General features: G+C 56.0%; 20 protein-coding genes and 3 pseudogenes. 15 read left to right on the top strand and 8 right to left on the bottom strand.

The window, feature by feature from the left end; translation table 11 throughout:
* Positions 1–34: 34 nt before the first annotated feature.
* Complete coding sequence (locus LCF40_RS19115) at positions 35–1,558, top strand: formate/nitrite transporter family protein (protein ID WP_224829781.1); 1,524 nt, start codon at positions 35–37, stop codon at positions 1,556–1,558.
* A 780-nt stretch (positions 1,559–2,338) separates the two neighbouring features.
* Positions 2,339–2,955, top strand: a pseudogene (locus LCF40_RS19110) (transposase domain-containing protein); the annotation flags it as partial.
* Between the two features lie 35 nt (positions 2,956–2,990).
* Here LCF40_RS19110 and LCF40_RS19105 read toward each other — a convergent pair.
* Positions 2,991–3,980: pseudogene (locus LCF40_RS19105) on the bottom strand (LLM class flavin-dependent oxidoreductase).
* Positions 3,981–4,162: 182 nt separating this feature from the next.
* Positions 4,163–4,768 (bottom strand): TetR/AcrR family transcriptional regulator, encoded by a 606-nt coding sequence (locus LCF40_RS19100; RefSeq protein WP_224829780.1) that lies wholly within the window; start codon positions 4,766–4,768, stop codon positions 4,163–4,165.
* A 160-nt stretch (positions 4,769–4,928) separates the two neighbouring features.
* Between LCF40_RS19100 and LCF40_RS19095 the strand changes: the two genes are divergently transcribed.
* The 3 genes from LCF40_RS19095 to LCF40_RS19085 all read left to right on the top strand — a co-directional run bounded on the left by LCF40_RS19095 (position 4,929) and on the right by LCF40_RS19085 (position 8,009).
* Positions 4,929–5,525 carry a TetR/AcrR family transcriptional regulator gene (locus tag LCF40_RS19095; RefSeq protein WP_224829779.1) on the top strand — a complete coding sequence of 199 codons (597 nt, stop codon included), beginning with the start codon at positions 4,929–4,931 and terminating at the stop codon, positions 5,523–5,525.
* Positions 5,525–7,027 carry an MATE family efflux transporter gene (locus LCF40_RS19090; RefSeq protein WP_224829778.1) on the top strand — a complete coding sequence of 501 codons (1,503 nt, stop codon included), beginning with the start codon at positions 5,525–5,527 and terminating at the stop codon, positions 7,025–7,027. Before LCF40_RS19095 ends, LCF40_RS19090 begins: the two co-directional genes overlap by 1 nt.
* Positions 7,028–7,763: 736 nt before the next feature.
* Positions 7,764–8,009, top strand: coding sequence for a ferredoxin (locus LCF40_RS19085; RefSeq protein WP_224829777.1), 246 nt, complete (start codon positions 7,764–7,766; stop codon positions 8,007–8,009).
* Positions 8,010–8,092: 83 nt separating this feature from the next.
* On the opposite strand, the gene LCF40_RS19080 is transcribed toward LCF40_RS19085, so the two are convergent.
* Positions 8,093–8,965, bottom strand: coding sequence for a succinate dehydrogenase/fumarate reductase iron-sulfur subunit (locus LCF40_RS19080; protein WP_224829776.1), 873 nt, complete (start codon positions 8,963–8,965; stop codon positions 8,093–8,095).
* A 382-nt stretch (positions 8,966–9,347) separates the two neighbouring features.
* On the opposite strand from LCF40_RS19080, the gene LCF40_RS19075 reads away from it, so the two are divergent.
* Entirely contained in the window at positions 9,348–10,529 is a 1,182-nt protein-coding gene (locus LCF40_RS19075; protein ID WP_224829775.1) for a tryptophan--tRNA ligase, read from the top strand.
* Between the two features lie 4 nt (positions 10,530–10,533).
* Here the strand turns inward: LCF40_RS19075 and LCF40_RS19070 are convergent, their stop codons facing one another.
* The 5 genes from LCF40_RS19070 to LCF40_RS19050 form a co-directional block, all read right to left on the bottom strand.
* A complete protein-coding gene (locus LCF40_RS19070; RefSeq protein WP_224829774.1) occupies positions 10,534–10,983 on the bottom strand; it encodes a universal stress protein in 450 nt (149 codons plus the stop codon).
* 73 nt (positions 10,984–11,056) lie between these two features.
* Positions 11,057–12,847: a ribosome biogenesis/translation initiation ATPase RLI gene (locus tag LCF40_RS19065; protein WP_224829773.1), complete on the bottom strand. Its 1,791-nt coding sequence runs from the start codon at positions 12,845–12,847 to the stop codon at positions 11,057–11,059.
* Positions 12,848–13,053: 206 nt separating this feature from the next.
* Positions 13,054–14,181: a DUF2249 domain-containing protein gene (locus LCF40_RS19060; RefSeq protein ID WP_263623765.1), complete on the bottom strand. Its 1,128-nt coding sequence runs from the start codon at positions 14,179–14,181 to the stop codon at positions 13,054–13,056.
* A gap of 150 nt (positions 14,182–14,331) precedes the next feature.
* A complete protein-coding gene (locus LCF40_RS19055; protein WP_224829771.1) occupies positions 14,332–15,303 on the bottom strand; it encodes a hypothetical protein in 972 nt (323 codons plus the stop codon).
* A 36-nt stretch (positions 15,304–15,339) separates the two neighbouring features.
* Positions 15,340–15,654, bottom strand: coding sequence for a CGCGG family putative rSAM-modified RiPP protein (locus LCF40_RS19050; RefSeq protein WP_224829770.1), 315 nt, complete (start codon positions 15,652–15,654; stop codon positions 15,340–15,342).
* A 107-nt stretch (positions 15,655–15,761) separates the two neighbouring features.
* On the opposite strand from LCF40_RS19050, the gene LCF40_RS19045 reads away from it, so the two are divergent.
* The 9 genes and pseudogenes from LCF40_RS19045 to mobA all read left to right on the top strand — a co-directional run bounded on the left by LCF40_RS19045 (position 15,762) and on the right by mobA (position 22,876).
* Positions 15,762–16,091 (top strand): antibiotic biosynthesis monooxygenase family protein, encoded by a 330-nt coding sequence (locus LCF40_RS19045; RefSeq protein WP_224829769.1) that lies wholly within the window; start codon positions 15,762–15,764, stop codon positions 16,089–16,091.
* A gap of 417 nt (positions 16,092–16,508) precedes the next feature.
* On the top strand, positions 16,509–16,751 hold the full coding sequence (locus LCF40_RS19040; protein WP_224829768.1) for a hypothetical protein: 243 nt from the start codon (positions 16,509–16,511) through the stop codon (positions 16,749–16,751).
* Positions 16,752–16,906: 155 nt separating this feature from the next.
* Positions 16,907–17,122: a heavy-metal-associated domain-containing protein gene (locus LCF40_RS19035; protein ID WP_224829767.1), complete on the top strand. Its 216-nt coding sequence runs from the start codon at positions 16,907–16,909 to the stop codon at positions 17,120–17,122.
* Between the two features lie 155 nt (positions 17,123–17,277).
* Entirely contained in the window at positions 17,278–17,940 is a 663-nt protein-coding gene (locus LCF40_RS19030) for a DUF3267 domain-containing protein (protein WP_224829766.1), read from the top strand.
* A 125-nt stretch (positions 17,941–18,065) separates the two neighbouring features.
* A pseudogene (locus LCF40_RS19025) lies at positions 18,066–19,299 on the top strand (IS4 family transposase).
* Positions 19,300–19,471: 172 nt separating this feature from the next.
* Positions 19,472–20,650, top strand: a complete 1,179-nt coding sequence (locus LCF40_RS19020) for a hypothetical protein (RefSeq protein WP_224829765.1) — start codon at positions 19,472–19,474, stop codon at positions 20,648–20,650.
* Positions 20,651–20,756: 106 nt separating this feature from the next.
* Entirely contained in the window at positions 20,757–21,527 is a 771-nt protein-coding gene (locus LCF40_RS19015) for an MOSC domain-containing protein (RefSeq protein WP_224829764.1), read from the top strand.
* Positions 21,528–21,827: 300 nt separating this feature from the next.
* Positions 21,828–22,253: a molybdopterin-dependent oxidoreductase gene (locus LCF40_RS23845; RefSeq protein WP_224829763.1), complete on the top strand. Its 426-nt coding sequence runs from the start codon at positions 21,828–21,830 to the stop codon at positions 22,251–22,253.
* The gene (gene mobA / locus LCF40_RS19005) at positions 22,250–22,876 is read left to right on the top strand and encodes a molybdenum cofactor guanylyltransferase (protein ID WP_224829762.1); all 627 of its coding nucleotides are present in this window, start codon (positions 22,250–22,252) and stop codon (positions 22,874–22,876) included. The genes LCF40_RS23845 and mobA overlap by 4 nt, the downstream gene beginning before the upstream one ends.
* The last annotated feature ends 132 nt before the right edge of the window (positions 22,877–23,008 follow it).

Genomic DNA, 23,008 nt, shown 5'->3' with positions numbered 1-23,008 from the left:
AGTGGTGAAGGCGTAATCATACACATAGCATCCCATGAGCCGATCAATAGTCTCTACACTCTCAACTCCGGTCACAGAGCGGGATCACATCCGCGGCCCCGACGATGCACCGCTCATACTCGTTCAGTATGGCGATTTCGAATGTCCGACTTGCGGAGAATTCTATCAGGAACTCAAACAAATTCAAGACCGCCTTGGGGACCAGTTCCAGTTTGTCTTCCGCCATTTTCCGCTCACTGAAACCCATCCGCACGCACTGCGCGCCGCAGAAGCTTCCGAGGCTGCAGCCGCTCAAGGAAAGTTCTGGGAAATGCACGATCTCCTTTACGAACACCAGGATGCACTTGAAGACGATGATCTCTTGAAGTATGCCGCCGATCTGGGGCTCGATACCGAGCAGTTCGCTTATGAGCTTGATACCGGTGTCCACGAGGAACGGATCGAGGAGGACGTTTCGAGCGGAGCGCACAGCGGCGTCGACGGGACCCCGACGTTCTTCATAAACGGCCATCGATACGACGGACCCTTCGAACACGACGCATTGCTTGAAGCGATCGCCCAAGCGGGCGATCTTACTGCGATCCAAGCGTCTATTCGACATCGTGACAGGGCAATGCGCGAGACGATCGAACGGGCGCGAAGTGGAGCACCGGCTGCAGGTGCGGCTATCCGCGATTATTTCTCGGCAGATGAAATCTTCCAGCGGCTTGTCGCCACCGCAGACGAGGAGTTCAGCCGGAGCAATCGCCTTTTGTTCATGAGTGGGTTAGCTGCCGGCCTTGCGATTACATTGACGTTTCTCGCTCGATCTGCGGTTACAGCGGCCGTTCCGACTGAATCGGCGGCACTAATCGGGAATTTATTCTATCCGGTTGGCTTCGTCCTCATCGTGATGGGACGGTATCAGCTATTCACCGAGAATACACTTACACCCGTCACACTCGTGTTGACGCGCATCGCAAGTGTGCGAAACCTGCTCCGACTCTGGGGAATTGTCATCGTGGCGAACGTTCTCGGGGCAACGATCGGAGCATTCGTTCTCGCGACGACCGGTGTGTTTACGGCTGAAGCCGCCTCCGTCGCAAATGGTTTCGGCGAACATGCTTTCGCAACCGCCTGGTGGGACCTCTTTTTCAAGGGAGTGTTCGCAGGAAACATCGTTGCGGCAATGGTTTGGCTCGTGCACGCGAGTCGGGACACGACGACGCGCTTTCTGCTCGTCGTCTTCCTCATGTTTCTGATTCCATCGGCCGATCTATTCCACTGTATCACCGGTGCGTGTGAGGTTCTCTATTTCGTCTTTCAGGGACACGCAAGCCTCTGGGCAGCGTTTGCAGAGTTCTTCGTACCAGTCACGCTCGGCAATATCGTCGGTGGCGTCTTGTTGGTAGCCCTGCTCAACTATAGCCAAACGGCCGAGCGACAGTTCCCGGACCGAGATGCGAACCAACTCAAACTCACCTGGGCAGAGTGGCTGTATAGTCGACGTACAGGTCAGCCTCAAACAGCCTCATTTACCGGTAGTTCCGAAGATGAGCCGACCGAGTCAGGCCGGTAATCGCCCGCAAATGGTAGTCCTGCAAACTAAGTTTCTTCCTCCCTCCGATTCCTGTCTTAACAATGATGTGGTCAAACATTGGACAGGCCGCTCAAGCAGATTCCCTGCCATGATGGGCTCCAGTGCCCGCGCTGCTGCTCTGAGTCAATGAGTCAACACGGCAGTTATCGAGCGTATCAGCGGAATCTCTGAAAATTAGATCCCGTAATCATAACAGAATATAACAACATGTTACTCCGTACCGGTTAATCCTCCCAACCTGCCGGGCCCATTACTCATCACTATTAGCGGAGAGTGGTAGTGTCAACCTCGTCGCCACTCAGGGGGACGTTGCAGAACGCACTCGTTGCCTATTCCCATTGTGCAGCGATGGATGAATTGTCGTGGTTCTCCAACTTCAAGAGAACGAACAGGTGTTGGTAGTTCGCCTGTCGATGGTGTGTCTCTGACTAACAGCACGATCCTTCGAATCGGTATGGCTTGAAAGCGGACCGTGTACTCAAAGAGGTGATACTGGAAACCAAAAGTTGTGCGGCTTGCAAGAATTCCTCATCTGTGAAAGCGACCGGGCCGGGTGTGGGGATTTAGCCCGATCGTTCGCCATCAGATAGCACGACCTGGGGGAACGGTTGGAAGGGGAATCAGGTCGTGCAGTTAGAGATTATACCCGAACAATTATAGGTTTCATGGTTCTCCCAAAGAGGGTTGGGAATGGTATGCTCGCCAGCTCTGGACGCAAGCGGGACCAACTAGGCGGATTTAGAAGAATCTTGGTAGAACGAATGGACGGCGACGCCCGTTCGGGCGTTCACCGTCCATCACCATGCGACCAATTGTTTAATTCAAGAATAACTACGATTCTAGCGAAATTAGGCGTTGAACACTCTCACGAAGCGGTCTGGAACTATGTACATCGGCTGGCTGACAGCGGGCATGACCCGCCGTTGGCTTCGCCGACACGGGTCGCGGTTGACGAAACTGCTGTCAAAATATACGGAAGGTGGTTTTGGTTGTATGCTGCAATAGACCTCGAGACGAAGTTGCTTTTCGATGTCGCGTAATTCGGTCGGCCTGGCACTGATCCAGAAGTTGCATTTCTCCACCAGTTGACCGAGTAACACGATCTCTCAGAAGCGACGTTTTTCGTCGATCAATTTGTCTATCGGATTGTTCTTTCTCGAGTAGGATTAAGCAGTCGAGTCGGATATACCAATCAAAATTTCCCTGAAAAATGGTTTCACACACTCAAAATTCGAGTCGAACACTTCCCCAATTTGTGAGTGGGCAGTTGGGCGAGCGAACACCGCTGGATTGAACATTTTGTACATTACTATAATCATCAGAGACCACTCCAATCGCTCGATGGACGAACGCCAGTCGAAGAGGGACTGAACTAATCAGTGCCAGCGGAGTCAATTTATCTGGTTAGTGATTAGTTGAACGCCGGGATAACTTCCTCACCGACCAGCTCGAGTTGGTTGCAGACTGTCTCGCTCGGCATTCCGGAGTGGTGGAAGCGTACAGCGAGATGGTCAAGCGCAAACCGGCTCTTCATGTCCTTGATCTGTTCAATAATCTCGTTTGGTGTCCCAACAAGAAAGTGGTCCTCCGCGAGTTTCTCGAAGGTTTGGAGGTCTTCCTGACTGATGTAGGGATGTTCGAATGACCCCCCGTACTCGTCGAGGTAGGACTGGTAGAGATACTCCTTCCCAAGTTCGACGGCCTCCTCGTGGGTTTCGGCGATGACACCGTCGCGCATCAGGGGATGGGGCATCTCGTCCCAGTTCGCGTCCATCTCTGTGACCATGTCCTTGAGCTTGCGCGTGCGCTTTTCGACACCCTCGTTGTGCATAACCGGTCCGGGAACCCAGGCGTCGCTGAACTGTACGGAACGGCGGAGTTGCCTGTCTCCCCAGCCACCGACCCAAAGCGGTGGGCGAGGATCCTGTACGGTTTCGGGAATGGGTTGCCAGTCCTCCACCTCGAAGAACGGGCACTCGAAGTCGAGAGGCCCATCAGATCAGAAGAATTCGTCGAAGAATTTTAGGCTCTCGATCATTCGGCCGGCGCGCTCGTCCATCGAGACGCCGAAGGCTTTGAACTCCTTGGGAGCGTAGCCGAGGCCAACGCCGAGTGTGAGACGACCGTCGGACATCAGATCGAGTTGGGCCGCGCGCTGAGCGACGTGGAGCGGATGATACAGCGGGACGATCATCACCGCCGTGACTAGTTCGAGTTCGTCTGTGGTCGTGGCGATGCCGGCCTGCCGAGCAAGCGGCGCGGGCCAGTAGTTGTCACCCTCGGTTGCCTGGTGGTCGTTGACCCAGGTGGAATCGAAGCCAACGTCCTCGGCGAGTTGGCACTCCTCAACCGCGTTGTTGAAGTTCCTACCACCCTCTGTCGGACAGAAACCGAACTTCATATTCAAGACTTTTGTTGTATCCGGGAAGTGTCTATCGAAGGTCGGCAAATAGCCAACAGATTCGGTACTTTTCAGCCATGTTTAATTAATGATGTGGTCCGTCCCCTCGGAGTATCAATTTGTAATTACGGACCCGCTCGATATCGGTGACCCATAGGCAGGTCCCCCACCGCTTGATAGCGTCAGTTCTCCGGTCGGTGTTCAAGCGTCGCTGCGACGTACTCAGCGGCGGCCCGTCTCCCAGTCGATAGTGCCGTCTCCTGATCAAGGACGACAGCCCGAGCTCGGGCCCCGTCGACGATCGTCATAAGTACTCGGGCTACGTGTTCGGCGTCCGCGTCGGCGAAGACCCCCGCGTCGATGCCCTGGTTGATCACGGTCTCCAGTAAGTACCGCACGTAGGCATCGTTCTGCTGGAATCGTTCCCTGAACGGCTCATTGTAGGGCGCCTGACTTCGCATCTCGAGCATGGCGATCAACAGATCGGGGTGGTCGTTCGCTTTCACTAGCAACTGATCGAGCAGTAATTCCAATCGTTCCTCCGGATCAGTCGTCTCGACCGCGTGGACGGCGTCTTTGAATTGGCCGATGACGAAGTCGAGAAACGCCGCGAGTAGGTCATCTTTCGTGTCGTAGTGGTAATGGATTGCAGCCGTTGACTTACCATACTCGTCGGCGATCCGTTTCATCGTGAGATCGGCGTACCCGTGAGAACTTAACGCACGATAAGTCGCCCGTATGATTGCATCGTCGGGATCCTCATCCGAGCGGTCCGGAGTGTCGGTCATTACGCTCATTCAACACTGTCAAGGGATAACAGTTTTGTACGCGCTGGCTCGGATACAGTTGACTATTGACCGATCGAGTATCGTCGAACCCCTAGGTCTGTCGCAGTCGTCCAGCTCCCCAAGGCTTTTGACTGACTGGTTAGTAAGTAGTTATACTCGAATGAACGACTCGGAGCAAGAAATTATCGAGGCGACTTACCGCACTCTCTGCGAATACGGCTACGCGAACCTCACGATGCGGCGGATCGCGGACGAATCGGAGCTGAGCAAGGCGACCATTCACTACCATTACGACAGCAAGGACCGTCTTTTCAAAACGTTCCTCGAGCGCCTTTACGAGCGGTACGTGGACCGGTTAGACGAGGTGTCGGGTGAGACCGCGCGCGATCGGCTCGAGGCGCTGCTCACCATGGAACTCGCGGACAGGGAGGCCGATCCGTGCATCAACTTTCAGACCGCGATGCTCGAAGTGCGTGCGCAGGCCCCGTACAACGAAGACATTCAGGAGATGTTGAGCGCGTTCGATGAGGCGCTGATCTCTAGCCTCCGCGAGATGATTGCTGACGGTATCGACGCAGGCGAATTTGACAACTCCGTTGATCCCGACCTGGCCGCCGATCTCCTGACGACAACGATCAAAGGCGCGCATACGCGGCATATCGCCGTTCAGCATCCACTCGATCATTCCTACAGAGCTGCGAGTACATACGTCGACACGTATCTCCTCGGCGAAAACCCATCGAAGGTGACCGTCTGATGGGACTGGGGGAGTCCATCGACTCGCTCTTTAGAGGTCCGGAGGGGCTCGATCTCACTTCGGGTGACATCGGCTGGCCGCTGTTTTACCTCTCGCTGCCGATCATCGTCCAGAACCTCTTTCAGGTACTATACAACCTGGCCGATACGTTCTGGCTTGGTCGCCACAGCACCGAGGCACTGTCTGCGATTACGTTCGCGTTCCCAGTCGTCTTCCTAATGATTTCCCTCGCCCTCGGCGTCTCGGTAGCGGGGAGCGTCCTCGTCGCTCAGCATATCGGTGCAGGGAACGAAAAACGCGCCGCGTACGCCGCCTCACAAACGATGGCCTACGCGGCCGTCATCTCGATTGTCCTCGGCATCTTTGGTTACGTCTTCGTCGACGATATCACTGCGCTCCTCGGCGTCAACGAGACGGTCGCGCCGTTGGTCGTGGAGTACATGCGCGTCTACGCAGTCGGCCTGTTCGCCGTCTTCGGCTTTGCCGTCTTCATGGCGCTCATGCGTGGGTACGGCGACACAGTTACACCAATGTACGTGATGGCCGGCTCCGTCGTCCTCAACATCGTCCTCGATCCAGTTCTCATCTTCGGGTTCGAAGCGAATCCTCTGTTCTCGTTCCTCGGCCTCGGTGGGCTGGAGGCGTCCATGCTGACAGCGACCGGCTTCACCGGCTGGGGGATCGGGGGTGCCGCAGTAGCAACGGTGTTCTCGCGGGCGGTCGCTCTAGTGATTGGACTCGTCATCATGTTTCGCGGGAATCGCGGCGTGCGGATCCGCCTCTCGGAGATGGCCCCAGACCGTTCGTTCGGGTGGACCATTGTCGACATCGGACTGCCAGCCTCCGTTGAGGGTGCAGCTCGATCGCTCTCTATCACCATGCTCCTCGTCGTCGTAGCGACCTTCCCGAACGAGGTCAGCGGGGCGTACGGCATCGGGACGCGTATCTTTTCAGTGATCTTCCTGCCGGCGCTTGCCGTCTCGCAGGGGATCGAAACGATGACCGGCCAGAATATCGGGGCCAAGGAAGTCGACCGCGCCGCCGAAACGAACCACTTCGGTGCACGCGCCATGCTCGTGCTCCTTACAGTGGGAGGCGGACTCATCATGCTTGCCGCGAGACCGATCGCCGGCATCTTTTCTCCTGATCCGGCGGTGGTCGACCACGCCACGACCTTCCTCCGCGTGACCGGGCTCACCTTTGGTTTCATCGGGGTCATGCGCGCCTACACCGGTGGCTTCCGCGGTGCCGGTCATACGATGATCGCGGCCGTCATCTCCCTCGTAGCGCTTGGTTTCGTTCGTCTTCCAGTCGCCTGGGTCGCCTCAGGCCCGCTCGACGTGATGGGACTCTGGATTGCCTTCCCCATCTCGAACGTCGTCGGCGGGGTTGTTGCGTACCTCTGGTTCAAGCGTGACACTTGGCGCAACGGCAATCTGACTGAGAGCAAATCATCGCCCGAGGGAATCGGATCGAGCGTCTCATCGCCCAACGACGATTGAACCTGACCGACGTGATCGAGACCACAGGACGGTGTTGGAACGAATCAGTTGGGAGCGATCGATGAACGTGACGCACAGCAACATTGGTCGCCTCTCGAGAGTAAGCCGCTCAGGGAGCAGCGAGTAGCGTTGAGAGGCGACGCAATAATGGAGGGGTGTGCCTCTGACAATCGGGTTCCGAACTAGAGGAGCCAATCCGAAACCCACCTTCCATATTCTGTCACATTAAGTATATAGTTTTCGGCCGCTATGAGAAAGAAGGTGGGCCGCATTGATTAGTCGCGCAGTATCACACTGGTGCATTATCCTAACAACAGAGACCGTCTCGACCGTGGGGTAACTTCGCTGCGATATTTCACTATCACTATGCTTTCTAGCTTTTTGTCTGTCATGTATGTGGTATTCTTTCAATCTACTATATTCCAAGGAGATTTAAAAAGCGTAGGGAAAATTTCAGGTATTGGATTCAGAACCGCTCAACCCCTCTAACAGATAGTGACCACACTTGAGAGGATTTCAATTAATCAATGTGCAAACCTACGTAATAGTTGTTTCACCAACGTGTCGAATTCATAGAGATCTATCAAAGCCAGGTTCAGTACTATAAGGACTGAAAGCAAGCTATTACGACGGTCCGGGAGTAACTACCACAAAAACACCGTCGGTATCCCCCTGATCAAACAGAACAAATCGTTGAAACGGACGATTCAAAGTTCCACAGACCGATATTCACTCAATGTACGTCGAATTCGACCGCGATACCTGTACAGGAATCTTCAACTGCGTCCACGAGTGGGAGAAGTTCGTCGAGGATCGTGATGCGGGGAAAGCGACGCTCGTTGCAAGCGACGAGTTCGAGCCCGATCACTATAGACGAGACGTTCCCGAAGGAGAGGAATTCGATGCGAAAATGGCCGCTCGCGTTTGTCCGGTAGACGCAATCACCATCTACGACGAGGAGGGAGAACAATTGGTTCCGTAGTCTGCTCTTGACTGTCATAGATCGCGTGAGTTGAAGGTTTGACCACTACGTTGTCGAGTAGCCCTGCAACCAGATATCTCCGATCACCAGAATTTCTGGTTCTGTTTGACTGACTCGCGCTTCAATTCCTGGATTTCCTCAGTGATCGGAATATTCTTCGGACAGACGGTAGTACACGAAAATTGCGTGTGGCACTGCCAGACGCCATGTTCCTTGTCCAGGAGTTCTAACAGGCGCTCTTTGGCGTCATCGCCTTCTCGTTCATCGAAATAGAACCGATACCCTTTGACGATAGCGGCCGGCCCGATGTACTCCTCGTCAAACTGAGAAGGATTACAAGACGAGGTACAACACCCGCACTGAATGCAGCGAGAAGCCATCTTGATCTTCTCGCGGTTCTCCGGACTCTGTCGTTGTTCTTCTAAGTCGCCGTCGGGGAGGTCGTCGGGTTGAAAGTAAGGTTCGACAGCCTCCATCCGTTCGTAGAAGTGGTCCATATCGACGACGAGATCCTTGATTACCGGTTCGTGAGGAAGCGGTTCTACCTGGACTGGAGTGTCGAGATCCGAAATCTGGGTCTGACAACCTAGTCGCTGTCGTCCGTTTATAAAGAACCCGTCGCTGCCACAGACGGCCATTCGGCAGGAGTGCCGAAACGTGAGCGACGAGTCGAACTCGTCTCGTGCATAGATGAGTGCATCCAGAACGGTCATCCCCCGCTCGTAGGGGACAACAAACTCATCGAATCGGGGGTCTTGTTTGTCCTCAACGTCAGGGTCGTACCGGAATACCTTCAGGCGGACAGTTTGGCCAGTCGAATCAGTGCTGTCTTCGGCGAGTGACTGTGACTCGGAGTCGGCTGCTCGCTGGTGTTTTTCTTCGAGTCGCCGCTGCTGTGGTGACGAATCTGTATCGGACGCGGATTCTGAACTGGAAGGAGTCTGTGGTGAACTCATATGTATTGTTGGGAATCCGATGTCGAGGCTGGTGCCATGGGCCTCACAACGATAGTCCGTGTTAGGAGTTAACGAAGCGTCCGCTAAATAGCTAACTCCGAACTGACAAAACAGATGGACGATTCCCTGTACAAGGTAGTTCCTCCAGAATCCGAAGGAACATTCGTCGACAGAATAGATATCCCTGCTACTACCATATCTCCGTACAGGATGCCCACTTTAGCGAGATGTCGATCACGGTCGTCGGTTGTGAAGTTTCTCCAGACAGCGTACAGTGTCGAAGGACTGGGTTCGAGGGAGCTACACCTAGCTAGTCTATCTATATCACGCCCAGCTCTCTCACCGGCACCATTCGATCCGTGTACCCGAAGCTCAATCAACAATGACTGACGACGAAGCGTTCACCGTTACACCATACGAAGTTGAGGGAGACGTCGATTACGAGAAACTTCTCGATGAGTTCGGAGCTGACAGGCTTACGGACGAGCAGATTTCAGCATTTCCTAAACCAACCCATCCATTGGTCCGGCGGAAGGTCTTTTACGCAGAACGCGATGTCGATCGATTTCTCGAGGCCGTGAATACAGAGAATCCGCATTCACTCGTCACAGGACGTGGTCCGTCTGGACTGATGCACATCGGTCACGTCTTCCCGTTCTATTTTGCAAAATACATCCAGAAGCAAACAAACGCCCTCGTGTATATCCCGATCTCCGACGACGAAAAATACCTGCTCAAGGATTTGCCCCTCGAGAAAATCGACGGCCATACACGGGAAAATTTACGAGATATACTCGCTGTCGGGTTTGATCCTGACCGGACCCGTATTATCGTCGATACGGCTGACGCGGACGTAGTGTATCCGCTCGCAACGGCCTTTGCGAAGGAAGTGACACAAGCAACAGTTGACGCCACGTACGGTGCGCCACCAAATATCGGAATTTCGTTCTACCCCGCCGTACAGGCAGTACACCTTCTTCTCCCACAACTCGTCGATGGCCGACATCCGACACTCGTACCGATCGCAGTCGACCAAGATCCACACATCCGTGTTTGTCGAGATATTGCGAGTAAGCAGCGTTACAATGTGAATAAACCAGGTGCGCTACTCTCGAAATTCCTTCCAAGTCTTGGGGGGCCAGGCAAAATGAGTTCCTCAGATGATGCTCCAAGTATCTTCCTCTCCGACGATCGAGAGACGGTGTTCGAGAAAATCCGTCAATTCGGTTTCTCCGGTGGCCAATCAAGCGTCGAAGCACACAGAGAGCAGGGTGGCGACCCTACAATAGACGTCTCGTATCAGTTCCTAGCGTACTTCTTCGAGGAGAGCGACGATCGACTGGACCAGCTCGCACGTGAGTACCGCGACGGGTCCTTACTGAGCGGTGAACTCAAAGACATCGCAGCGACACAGATTGCTGATTTCCTCGAAGAGCACCAGCGGCGACGGGCAGAAGTAGGATCGCTTGCGAACGAACTCATGCCGTATCGATTGACCGAAAACGAGCGGAGCCGTGCTCGCAAACGAGTCGGATATCCTACCGATGCGGTAGTTGAGTGGTAGAGCTCTATTCCTCGACTTCAGTCTTGACGACGACGGTCGGTCGAGTCGTCAGCCGAAGGACGCGGTCAGTAACACTTCCGAGGAGCGCGCGATATTCTGCTGGTCGGTGTTTCGTTCCGAGGACTACCATATCGACGTCGTTCCGGTCTCCATACTCGAGGATCGTTTCAACTGGATGACCATGCTTGAGCGCTTCTTTGGTTTTGACATCGAACTCTTTCGCACGTGACTGGACCTGCTCGATCGCTTCCGTACCGAATTCTTCGAGTCCGTGTTCCGGGCCTTCTGCTTCATTCACGTACTCATCGCCGCTGTAGGCCGTGTAGACACTTTCATCGACGACAAAGAGAACGTGCAGGTTGGCATCGTGTTCCTTGGCAAGCTCGATCGCGTGTGTTTCGGCGTTCTGCGATGAGACAGTTCCATCAGTGGTGAGCAGAATACGGTCGTACATTCTATCTGGAATTCATCCCATCACCCAATAAGACTACCCTGCGACTCCCATCTCCCGAGAGGACATTTGATGGTTAGCCTCGGTAGTAGTATTCGCCGCTCGATTTTTGTTTCCGGTCGAGTTGACTGCCCGGCTTATTCACTCGCGGTCTACCAGTTCGTTCGTCCCGACGAAACGTGATGCCGAGGGCGGATAGAAACGCGTTCATCCCATTCCGCATCGATTGCGGAGAATTCGCATAGCCATTCTGACTCGGTTCGCCCTCGAAGACGATCAACCGATCGGCGACTCGATCGATGACGAAGAGGTCGTGATCCACGACAAGGACGGGTTGGTTCGTTCGTTTGCTGAACTGGTGAATCTGGTCAGCGAATACCACTCGACGGTCTACATCGAGGAATGCTGAGGGTTCGTCCAAGAGATAGAGATCTGCGTCACGAGCGAGACAGAGCGCGATCCCGGTACGCTGCAACTCCCCACCCGAAAGCGAGTCGAGTGAGCGGTCGTACAACGATTCGAGATCGAAGGGATCCTGGATTCGCGTCTTGAACGATTGGGCGTTGATATCGGTTACTGATGCGAAGCGCTCACGGACAGTAACGTCACCGTCCGGCGCAATGAACTGGGGTTTGTACGATACGACGACCTTGTCCGGCACTCGCCCACTATCGGGAGTTACACTCCCGGCGAGCATTTTCACGCACGTCGTTTTTCCGAGCGCGTTCTCTCCGACGATACCCACAGATTCTCCGGCGTGAATCCGTCCTGGTTCGACGACGAGCGAAAAGTCCGCAACCGATTTTGCAAGCTTCGGATATCCGAGAGCCGGTTCGCCGTGTCGACTCTTGCGAGAATCAGCTGACGGGAAGTCGATCGAATGGCGTCGAATCTGGACGTTTTCCTCCGATAGTTTCCCCTTCAGGAACTCGTTGATGCCCGTCCGGACTGCCGAGCGCTGGGCGACGACGCCGAATCCCCCCGGTTCACCGTACAGGACGTGGATCGCGTCAGAGAGTAGGTCGAGCGTCGCAAGGTCGTGTTCTACGACAACAGCCGCGGTATCGGTTTCCTGCACGTGATTGCGAATCGTCCGTGCCACTGACAACCGCTGTTTGATGTCCAAAAACGACGATGGTTCGTCGAACAGATAGAGATCCGCCGTCCTCGAGAGAGTCTCCCCGATAGCAACCCGCTGTCGTTCACCCCCGGACAGATCAGACAGTGACCGATCGAGAATTGAGCGGATATCGAGAGTATCGACGAATCGGTCCGGTTCGTCCGAACGGATAGCGAGCAGTTCGCGTACCGTTTCCGCGTCGGTCTCATGGAGGGTGTCGACCCGCTGGTTCTTGTATGCGGTGACGACCGACTCATCTCGGAGCCGTTCGAGATGGGTCTGCAGAGTCGTTCCCCGAAATGACTTGATTGCCCGATCCCAGCCTGACTCTTCATCGGTATCGCCAAAATTCGGCACTCGGTTGCCAGCCAGAATATCCAACGCAGTACTCTTCCCGATGCCGTTGCGGCCGAGAAGGCCAATTACGGAACCATTGTCCGGAATGGGGAGATTGTACAAACGGAACCCGTTCTCGTCGTACTGGTGAACGAGTTGCCCGGTTTCCGCTGGAAGCGGGACGATTTGAATCGCGTCGTTGGGAATCTTCTTTTCGATGAGCCTGTGCTCGGCTAGCACGTTGGCGTCGTCGATGTGGAGTTCACCGCTCTCAGTGACGTGGAAACCCTCGTGTCCGGATCGATTCAATGGATCGTATTTGACGGCGATGTTTCGCACTTCGTCGGTGACTTTGTCCTGGTCGATGATTGCGACGTATTCTTGCTTCCGTCCGCGTTCGGGCCCTGTCATAGATTATCTGAACCGGCTGACCGAGCGTTCTTTAGCTGCTGTCGTAGGGTTGGTTCCGGCAACCCAAATCCTAAGTGGTGGGTCGAGGTTTGCTCGATCACGGGAGCCAACCCAGACCACGTTCTCGACCGATCGAGCGCCATCGCGCCGACGTGTATCCAATAGATGGTCAGGCTCACCTTCGACTCGGTAGCCAATTACGCCGTTCAGAACGGGGCTCCCTCTTCTGCGGGATCTAATGACGCCTCTTCGCCTTCGGCGACTTTCCCGACGAGCACTTGGAACTCCCCGGGTTCCTTCTGTCGATACTGCCAGTGGAATTCCGGACCTTCATCGGCAGTGAACTGATGGTACAGCGGCTTCGGATCGTGGTCATTGACGAGGATGAACGCTTCGCCCCGTTCGAGGTCGTCGTATGCCTGGAAGATCAGTTCGTGGCGACGAGCGGGCGGATACTCCCTGACGTCGAGTTCCTGGCTGACTTCGACATCGGGGTCCTCGCCGGCTTCGGACGCTGCTCTCTCGTCTCCATCAGCCTCCTCACCGGCGTGATGGGTATGTCCATCGTGATGAACATCCTTACCGGCACAGGAGCTTGCCTCGGCGTCTTCACCGTCGACGTCCGCGCGCTTCGTGATCCAGACGGCGACGCGTCCCGGCTCCTGCTCGACAATCCGCCACTCGAAGGCGTCGCCATATCGCTGCTGGAACTCCTGTTTCAGCGGCTGGGGTTCGTGGGGAGCAACGATCTCCATCGCTTCGCCTTCCGGGATCATTCCGTACCGGTGGTGTATCGACGGGTGCCGCTCGGATTTGGGAATCTGACGGACGTCATACCGGGTAATGATCCCGTCGTCCGGCGCAGTCGACTCCTCGGTCTTCTCGATAGCGACGCGCCAACCACGTCCCCCTTCCTCCAGATATTCCCACTCGAAGGTCTCTCCGCGTGTCGAGCGGAGCTCGTGGTACAGCGGCTTCGGATCGTGGTCGTTGACGAGTACGAACCCCTCCCCGGGGGCGAGTTCGTCGAAGCCCTTGAGCAGCACCTCGTGGCGTCGCTGTGGCGGCATGACGCGGACGTCGAAGTCAGGGAGCGCGTCGGCGGCGAGGTCGCCCTCCACCGCGATCGCCATCCGAACCTCGTCTGCGTCCCTCGTCACGTCCCACGAGAACTGGATGTTATGTTCGATTTGATACCGCAGTAGCGTGAAGCCGGGCACTTGATCTGCAACCAGATGAAGCGTGTCTCCCGCTTCGACATCGTCGAACAGCTCGTAGAGGCGATCTCGACCGTCCTCACGAGACGCACCGGTCAGGTCAATCTCCGTACCCATACTGTCGACTTTAGTGCCGGGGTGCATAGACACTGGGGCGAACACTTCCGCCAACACCTCGAAGCGTCCACCTCACAGTTCGTTCCCCGGGACCAGATCAATAGCCGACGACTCGTCACGGAGACTCTTTGTTCGATAACTGGCACGCCTTCAACAGGTACTCTCGCGAAATACGTAGAGATCGAGCGGCGACACTTCCCAGTCGGTGGACCCGGACTGTGGAGACATCTTGCCCTCTCTTTCGATGTGAGATGGGTCTAAATCCGTAGTCTCGATCCGTGGGGTGTCACCTGGCCAATCGTCCGGAACGACTCCCAAGAGTTCTATTCGACCCATCCCTGCCACGTGGCGAGCGGATTCGAGGTGGTCATTGGCGAACACCCAACCGCCCGCTCGCAGGTTCCTCTCTACGATTGCCTCCTCGACGAGCCCCGCATTTCGAAGGATGATCACGTCGGCGCCACCACCCACAGTATATGTCGTAGCATCGGCCCAACGGGCCGCGTACCCCGCTGCTGCCAAGTCGTCCATCGCCGCCACGTCGACATCGACGTACGTAACATCGGTCTCGGGAAACGCGACCGATGGGCTCACGCCGTGACCCGATCCAGGGTGGTACACGACATCGGCGTCGATACCGAACCGATTGGCGACGGCTCGGTACTGGGCGATCCTATCTGTGAAGGTGACTGGCGACGTGCCGGCGTTCATCGACACCCGGCGGGCGGGACACAGTTCAGCTGGCAACAAATAGTCGCGTTCACCCGTCTCAGGGTGGGTGCCATACCCGGCTGCATGAACCGCCAGTGTCGCCTTCCGCACCGGTTCGGTTGCGGCGATGACTTCGGACCAGTCAGAATCTGTTTGATCTCGGGTTTGCTGAACATACCCCGTCACCGCGTCGCTGGCTGCGTGATAGCGCTCAAGGACGTCGTTTGTGACCGCGACGCCTGACTCCTGTACTTCCTGCATCGTCGCGTCCGGTTCTGCCGGTGTAGCGTGGTCGTCGTTCGAGAGTGGCTCGTTTGCGTCCTGCCAGCCACTGAGGAACGACTCATACTCTGCAAGTGCCTTCCGCAATCGCTCGGCAGCGAGCCGAAGGTCACTAACAGTAGTCGTCATCTTCGGGCGTCAAGTCACGGTTGACCGTTCGCACACTCATACCTCGACGCGGACGATATGACCGCCACGGTTGCATTGACAGACGTACTCCCAGTGGACCGAGTCACCGAACGTTTCCTCGGGTGGTTCGTGGAGATACTCTGATGGGTGCCCGTATGCCTCGTAGGTGACGAGTTGGACGAAAGACCCCCCGACGGTATTCTCGACCGCTGTAATCCCCTCTTCGACCAGTAGCTCTCGATCTGCCGCGTGTTCGGGTCGTTCGAGGTCTGCTATCCATGCGCTACTGTGGACGTGATCGGTGACCGGTTCGGTCCCGTGGTTCTCGTGATCGCTGACGGTGTCGGCCATTCTCGAAGCTACCACGGTTATAACCTTAAATTCACGAACGAACGTACTCGGCACGAACATATCCGAGCGAGAATTTAGGAGACGGCGGCACTAACGGTCTCACAGGAATGATCGTCGTTTCTAACCGGATTACCATTCCGGATGAGCGGGTAGAGATATTCGAAGAGCGCCTCCGAACGAGTTACGGGATTGAGGATAGGCCGGGGTTCCGCGGGATGACAGTCCTCGCACCCGTCGACGCGGAGGGCCACATCACCATGACGTTCTGGGAGACGAGAGAAGACTACGAAGCGTGGCGAGAAAGTACTGTCTTCGAGTCAGCACACCAAGAGGCGTCCGCGGAACGTGCCTTCAAGGACGGGAACCAGGTCGAGATTCACGAGGTCGCCGTCGATCGATCGACGACAGAATCACCAGTACACGTCAGTGAGGAGTGAGAGTTCCGTGGCACTCATCGTGGAGCGCGTACCCAAACGGCCGTTAGTCAGCCGGTTTTGCTAGTCTGGGCTCATCCCTCAACCAATGATCGCTACAATACCGCGTCGCGTCGATTCGACGACATCACCTGACCTATGGGCGTGATGAGACGAAGGTGGACGTTCGGAGTCGGGTTCGCAATCCTCGGTGCACTCACCGTCGTCGCCATCCAAGGAATTGACTCAGTACTATTCGGCGCCATCGTGGGATTTTTTGTCGGGAAAGCGATTCAAAGTCTTCTCCTGACGGTCAAGGGCCCCCGGACCCAATGACGGAGTTTGATAGGTCTCGGCCGCGGGATAGACTCGTTATTGCCTCCGACAGGATCCAAAACAGCAGTGATTTGGCGATGATTGACCACCGATAGCTTGAGTGAAATGGGAGATTCAGAAGACGTGGAGCAGTATTCGTATCTGATTCGAACGAGACCGGGTCGGGACGAGTACGTCGTTGCCACAATTCGGAAGTACTACGAGGAGTTGGTAATCGACGTAGAGAAAGGCTCGAATGGAGGTGAAGATGATCTCATCATCACGGCTATTACTGAAATCCCAATCGGGGCGATCGAGCGCATTGGAGAGGTCAAGACAGTGGACCAGTTGCCTACCGGAACCCAGTAACCGCCCGATCTATCTGACTGTGCGACAGGCCATAAACCCGCAGGGGGTGCTGAATGCTCTCCGATAAACTAAGTGGATCTCTACGAAGGTCACTGACACTCGGAACAAATTCGTGTGAATCGTTACCACCGTTCGACGTCGACTAGCAAAACGATATGGACTCAATTGCCACCGTACCGGTCATCGATACGGTCTTCGAGTGCGACAACTGCGAGAACACGATCATCACCGTCTTGGAAGGAACCGCTGGGATCGATGGAGTGACCATTGAGACGGATAATCGAGCCTTGGCTATCGAGTACGATCCCGAGACTACTAATGACGAAGAGTTACACGAAATCGTCGAGATGTGGGGATATGCACCCGAGTGAATTATGCCCTCCTGGCTCTGTTGAACCCTCAGAATTTGATGCAAACGCCATGTTGGATATAGAGGGTGTATGCAGCGCGGGAAGGGTTTCGTCGGTCTGGAAGCAATAATTACATATACAATAAGAGTACTTTAATCAGTTGACGAATGTCGTAGATGACGGACAAAGACTCGATTGAAGCCGCTGAAACCGAAGCCGACGACGCCTCTCCGCCGCCGACGCCGGAGGGATACAATGACCCATATCAGTTTGAATATTCCAAACTGCCCCTTACTCTGGCTGGGATTGTACTGACGGTCGTCTCCACTGTCGTCTACGGGTGGCTTTTAATTCAGTTGCAAGGCTCAGAGGCTCTGTTTTTCGTCTTTGAAGTTGAGGGCGAGGAGGGAATCAGCTTGGGCTTCGATCTCATCCGAATGGCGGTCCCCTTGGTGGTCGCGTTTCTGACCGTCGCCGTGGTCCACGAACTGCTCCACGGCGTGGTTTTTCAGCGATACGGATACGACGTGAACTACGGCGTCTGGTGGCGATTTGGGGCGGTATACGCAGCGGTGTTTCACCAGTTTCACTCCCGTGAGCATAACCTTCGGGTCGGGATCGCACCGTTGGCGATTTTTACTGCCCTCTGTCTGCCGTTACTCGCGGTTCCCAGTCCATTGGTCGCCACGTCGGCGTTGTTCGCCCTCGTGTTGAATACTGCTGGATCAGTGGGTGATCTCTACGCGCTCTGGCGGTTCTATCGGATGCCAGAGGGAACGGTTTTCTACGATATCAACATAAATAACATGTACGTGTTCGAACCGCTTGACGCCGATTAAAGCTCTAAAACATCCGTCTTTAGTTAAGAGACGAACCGCATGACAGCGGCGACTTATCGGGATTTCTTTGCGAGAGGAATGAGGAGGCGACGGCTGTGTCAACCAAAGCCTCCTCATCCCGGCTTATGCGTCGGCTCACTACATTATTTCCCTCCGAGTCCCTCGAAGAGCACGCCAAGGAACTCGGCGTGGTCGAACGCGACCGCAAACTCCAGATTCCAGCGTTCGTCTGGGCGCTCGTGTTCGGCTTCGCTGCAGGCGACAGCCGAACACTCGCTGGCTTCCGACGCAGCTACAACTCCACAGCCGACGAACCGATCTCGCCTGGTGGCTTCTATCAGCGGTTGACACCCTCGCTCGCGGAGTACCTCCGCGACCTCGTCGAGACCGCACTCGACGAGGTCGCTGTTCCCGACGCTGTCGACGCTGATATCGACCGATTCAGGGACGTGATGATCGCTGATGGAACCATACTGCGGTTGCACGAATTTCTCTCCGAGGAGTACGAAGCCCGGAAAGAGGAGCAGGCTGGAGCGACGCTCCACCTGCTCCACAATGCCACCGACCAGACGATCGAACGGCTTGACGTGACTGACGAAAAAGCGCACGACAGCACACTGTTCGAGACAGGGCCGTGGCTGCAGGGGCGGCTCGTTCTCCTCGACCTCGCGTACTTCAAGTATCGCCGCTTCGCGTTGATCGATGAGAACGACGGCTACTTCGTGAGTCGGCTGAAGAAAAGCGCAAACCCGGTGATAACGGTGGAATTTCGTGGATGGCGCGGCCGCGTTATCCCTCTAGAAGGCAAGCAGATCCACGACGTCGTGGACGATCTCCATCGCGAGTACATCGACGTCGAGGTCGAAGCGGAATTCAAGCGAGGTCCGTACGATTGAATTCGGTCGCTGGATACGAAGGGGTTCCGCGTCGTCGGCGTCCTCGTTGCGGACGCCGATGACTACCATCTCTACATCACGAATCTGTTCAGAGAGGAGTTCCTCCCGGCTGATCTTGCAACGCTGTACCGGTGTCGGTGGGGGGGTGGAGTTGCTGTTCCGGCAGCTGAAGACACAGTACGAACTCGACGAGTTCGACACGAGCAACCCGGCGGTTGTCGAGATTCTGCTGTACGCTGCGGTGCTGTCACTGCTGGTAAGCCGTGATCTGCTGGATCTGGTCACCGAAGAGGCCGACGATGAAATCGTTTTCCCGCCCGAGCGCTGGGCGGCGATCTTCCGGTCGCACGCCCAGCTCATCCTCCACGAACTCGGCAAACACCTCGGCTATTCGCCACCGCCGCTGTTGAAGCGATTGATCGAAGACGCACAGAAAATTCACCAGCAACGACCAATCCTTTAAGAGACGCTCGTTACCGCTACGTAACCGAGGTGTGAGGGCTAACTAAAGACGGATAGTCTTAGATCCATTTTCAGCAAGCAGACTCAACTAACCAGCTTTGTGAGGTACTGAGACCGGTAATCTCTCTAGATGAGGGACAAATGTTTGGCTGAGGGAGGTGAACGGGGGATCCATGACCGGGGGCAAAACATCACGATGGGCACGGCGATACGTCGCTGTGTCGGCTTGTTGGCTAATTCTTTGGCAGGTCAGCCTTCTTGTCGGGATCCCGAATCGGACCGAGGTCGTCCTCGGACTCTACGGCTTCGTCCTGGGCATCGTCTTCGGAAAGGCGTACTCACTCGTGCCGACATACTTCGATCGGACGCTCGCTGATCCGCGAGCCGCAGTTGTTGGGCTTCCGCTCGGGGGGATCGGGGTTGCGTGTCTGGCAGCTGAACCGTTCGCCGGCGTCCCCCGAATCGTTGGCCTCGTCGGAGCAATCTTCTGGGCAGCGGGCGTCGCCGTTTTCGTCGGAACTCTCGCTTGGACGGTCCGGGATAACCTGACCGGCAGGGAGACGGGGACGGGAGGCGTCAACGTCCACCGGGCGTCCGTTGATCGGATTGCCAATGCCTTCGTACCGATCGTGCTGGCGTACCTTCTTCTTGGGAGCTATGAGACCGTCGCCGCATATGGCCTTGTCCCGTCGCTTTTCGACGCCTATCTCCCCCGAACAACGCACCTTCTCGGAGCGGGTGTTGCAGCCCTGCTCATATTCGCACTTGGATATCGTCTCCTTCCCCGATTTCTCGTCGCCGACGTGCCCAAACCACTTGTCATTCTCGTCCTCTCAACTGGCGCGCTTGGCCCAATCCTGCTGGCCGCCTCCCTTCCTGCCGGGACCTTCCTCCTCGTCGGCGGACTACTCGAGACCATCGCGATCGTCGGCTATGCAATCGGATTCGCTCTGCTCTTCTACCGATCGGATCGTCGCCGGGTCGCCTTCTATGGCATCGCTGCGGGCGCAGCCGGCGGTGTCGTGGCAGTGTTCGTCGGTCTCTGGATCGCGATCACCGGGCTCTCGGTGGATCTAATCGCGGCCCACCGACGCCTTATGTTGCTTGGCTTTCTCGGACTTACTATCATCGGCGTCTCCTTTCAGTTCTACCCGCCGAATGTCGGGCAATGGCCGGGCTGTGCCGACCGAACTGCGCTCGTCGTCATCGTCCTGCTCGCTGGTGGGGTTGCGCTTCAAGCAGGCGGACTCGCGACCGCAACCGCTTTTTTCGAGGGAATGGGGATTCTCCTCGGTATCGGTGGTGCCCTCGGGTACGGCTACCTGCTCGCCGGGGCGTTTGCAACGCGGTGAGGGTGTTCAGCGGGCCTGGTTGGATAGGTCAAACCAGATAGTTGTGATCTTGAACGGCCCCCGCCTTCGCACGAACGCTTAACGGATCCGATTACAAGCATCCACCATGGCACGACTCGAGCGGCTGCGGGTGTATCCGGTCAAGGGACTCGACGGGATTGAGGTTGACGCAGCATCGGTGCTAGATGGAGGGACGCTTGAGTTCGACCGGGAGTTTGCACTCTTCGATTCGGATGGCGAGATTCTCAACGGGAAACGGACCGACAGGATTCACGACCTCCGTACTGGCTTCGATCCAGAATCGTACGAACTGGCGATCGAACCTCCGGACGGTCGAAAACGGAGGTTCAATCTCGTCAGCGATCGGGAGGCATGTGCACACTGGCTCGGGGAGTTCTTCGAGGAACACATAGAGTTATCGCGGGACCAATCGACGGGGTACGTCGACCGACGAGAAATGGGGCCGTCAGTTATCAGTACCGCGACAGTAAAGGCAGTTGCCTCGTGGTTCGACGAGCTGGCCGTCGAGGGTGTACGGAGGCGGCTTCGGGCGAATATCGAGGTGTCGGGCGTCCCCCCGTTCTGGGAGGATCGGTTCGTCGGAGATGACGCGCCCTCGTTCAAGATCGGCGACGTCACATTCGAGGGCGTCACCCCGTGTGGACGGTGTGTCGTTCCCCAGCGCGATCCCGACAGCGGGGAACCTCTCCCCGAGTTCAGGCAACGGTTCGTACGGAACCGGGAGGAGACGTTCCCCGAGTGGGCGGATCCAACGGCGTTCGATCACCCCTATACAGTCATGATCATTACACGAGTTCCGGGCGTTGATCGCGGACAGCGTCTTCAGATCGGCGACCAAGTCTCCGCGAGCAACTGACCGCGCTGCTACAGGGATCAGTGACTGAGTTCATAGGCTTACGTCTTCAGACTCTTACTGTGCGCGTTCAAATGGCGTTATAAGCCTATTACGAGGAATCTCAAAAGAAGAATTCTGACAATTATCGCTAATTCATGTAGCGAACCCTGGCGGGCTGATCGGTCGAGTCAAACGGTGGACCACAACAGTCCCATATTCTGTCGAATAAGGTCAGCTGTGAACTATTTCATGATATGGCCGTACTCTACTAAAACTATAAAGACGATAATTTGATGCCGATCACCGACTTCTACTTCCCCAATGGGGGTTACATTCGTCGGGCAGACGTCAATCGAAGTAGACCCCGAGGACTTCCCGACTGACGAGCTCCGAGAAACGTTTCAGTGTTCATCGGGTGAGCCAATTCCAGGCGAGTGGCATGGTGTCCCGATTCGTTCGCTCATCGACGTGGCACGTGTTTCATCGGGGACGACTCACGCGCGTATTCGTGGGTCCGACGGGTTCACCGTTTGTCTTCCGATTGGGACGGTCATTGATGGACTGATTGCGTTCGATCGGAGACCACTCGATGACTCACGGACCGTTACGGACGCGAACTTCCCTCGCTTCGTTGCCCCGGGAATTTCGGGAATCCGAACGGTGAAATCAGTTGATCGGGTCGAGACAATCCAGCTTGACTCCAATCAGGAAGCTCAGGAGTTCGAAAACCTATTACTTGATTCATGACCTCGAGTGAGCGGACAGAAAGAACGCCGCGCGCAGCAATTGTGCTTGCAGGCGGGTACTCCCAGCGCTTCGGTGACGGGGATAAAGTGTTCGCAGAACTCGATGGTCGACCATTACTATGCCACGTCGTCGAGAGAGTTCAGCCGGTCACCGATACGACCGTGATCAGTTGTCGGGACGAACAGACCCCGGCTATCCGATCCTGTCTCGGGGACCCCACAGATGTCAGGATTGTGCCCGACCCGGTTACAGACTGCGGACCGGTCGCGGGTATCGATGCCGCACTCACGAGTTGTCGTGCAGACACTGTCGCCGTCCGTGCGGCTGACGAACCGTTCCTCGATCCGCAGTTGCTCACCTTCCTGTTCGAACGATTGGCTGAGTCCAGTACTGACTGCGTTATCCCTCGTGGGTTCGAGGGAAAACTCCAGCCCACACAAGCAGTCTACCAGCGTGATGCACTTATTGAAGCGAGCAGTCCGAACAAAAGTCTCTATGCAGTCGTCGATCAGCTTGATTCCGACATCGTTCCGTCCGCAGCTGTTGAACGACACGCGGATCCTTGCGTTTTCTTTGACATCGACACGCCCGACGACCTCGAACGAGCGAGATTGATTCAATAGGGATAGACTCTGGAGAGTCCTCCGCCGGTGCGAGATCGGCACCGATGCGAGCTGGAAGTCCCGAATTCACTGCGACTCTCGTCAGAACCTCCAGAATACGGGTGTACCATGTACAGGCCCGGTCGTGATCTG

The organism is Saliphagus infecundisoli (genome assembly GCF_020177375.1).
In the GTDB taxonomy this organism is placed as follows: Archaea; Halobacteriota; Halobacteria; order Halobacteriales; family Natrialbaceae; genus Saliphagus; species Saliphagus infecundisoli.
This window is presented reverse-complemented; position numbering and strand designations above follow the sequence as displayed.

Bases quoted from the DNA above. Each gene is read 5' to 3' on its own strand.
- LCF40_RS19115 (WP_224829781.1), top strand. From the start codon at position 35: ATGAGCCGATCAATAGTCTCTACACTCTCAACTCCGGTCACAGAGCGG.
- LCF40_RS19100 (WP_224829780.1), bottom strand. From the start codon at position 4,768: ATGACCGACACTCCGGACCGCTCGGATGAGGATCCCGACGATGCAATC.
- LCF40_RS19095 (WP_224829779.1), top strand. From the start codon at position 4,929: ATGAACGACTCGGAGCAAGAAATTATCGAGGCGACTTACCGCACTCTC.
- LCF40_RS19090 (WP_224829778.1), top strand. From the start codon at position 5,525: ATGGGACTGGGGGAGTCCATCGACTCGCTCTTTAGAGGTCCGGAGGGG.
- LCF40_RS19085 (WP_224829777.1), top strand. From the start codon at position 7,764: ATGTACGTCGAATTCGACCGCGATACCTGTACAGGAATCTTCAACTGC.
- LCF40_RS19080 (WP_224829776.1), bottom strand. From the start codon at position 8,965: ATGAGTTCACCACAGACTCCTTCCAGTTCAGAATCCGCGTCCGATACA.
- LCF40_RS19075 (WP_224829775.1), top strand. From the start codon at position 9,348: ATGACTGACGACGAAGCGTTCACCGTTACACCATACGAAGTTGAGGGA.
- LCF40_RS19070 (WP_224829774.1), bottom strand. From the start codon at position 10,983: ATGTACGACCGTATTCTGCTCACCACTGATGGAACTGTCTCATCGCAG.
- LCF40_RS19065 (WP_224829773.1), bottom strand. From the start codon at position 12,847: ATGACAGGGCCCGAACGCGGACGGAAGCAAGAATACGTCGCAATCATC.
- LCF40_RS19060 (WP_263623765.1), bottom strand. From the start codon at position 14,181: ATGGGTACGGAGATTGACCTGACCGGTGCGTCTCGTGAGGACGGTCGA.
- LCF40_RS19055 (WP_224829771.1), bottom strand. From the start codon at position 15,303: ATGACGACTACTGTTAGTGACCTTCGGCTCGCTGCCGAGCGATTGCGG.
- LCF40_RS19050 (WP_224829770.1), bottom strand. From the start codon at position 15,654: ATGGCCGACACCGTCAGCGATCACGAGAACCACGGGACCGAACCGGTC.
- LCF40_RS19045 (WP_224829769.1), top strand. From the start codon at position 15,762: ATGATCGTCGTTTCTAACCGGATTACCATTCCGGATGAGCGGGTAGAG.
- LCF40_RS19040 (WP_224829768.1), top strand. From the start codon at position 16,509: ATGGGAGATTCAGAAGACGTGGAGCAGTATTCGTATCTGATTCGAACG.
- LCF40_RS19035 (WP_224829767.1), top strand. From the start codon at position 16,907: ATGGACTCAATTGCCACCGTACCGGTCATCGATACGGTCTTCGAGTGC.
- LCF40_RS19030 (WP_224829766.1), top strand. From the start codon at position 17,278: ATGACGGACAAAGACTCGATTGAAGCCGCTGAAACCGAAGCCGACGAC.
- LCF40_RS19020 (WP_224829765.1), top strand. From the start codon at position 19,472: ATGACCGGGGGCAAAACATCACGATGGGCACGGCGATACGTCGCTGTG.
- LCF40_RS19015 (WP_224829764.1), top strand. From the start codon at position 20,757: ATGGCACGACTCGAGCGGCTGCGGGTGTATCCGGTCAAGGGACTCGAC.
- LCF40_RS23845 (WP_224829763.1), top strand. From the start codon at position 21,828: ATGGGGGTTACATTCGTCGGGCAGACGTCAATCGAAGTAGACCCCGAG.
- mobA (WP_224829762.1), top strand. From the start codon at position 22,250: ATGACCTCGAGTGAGCGGACAGAAAGAACGCCGCGCGCAGCAATTGTG.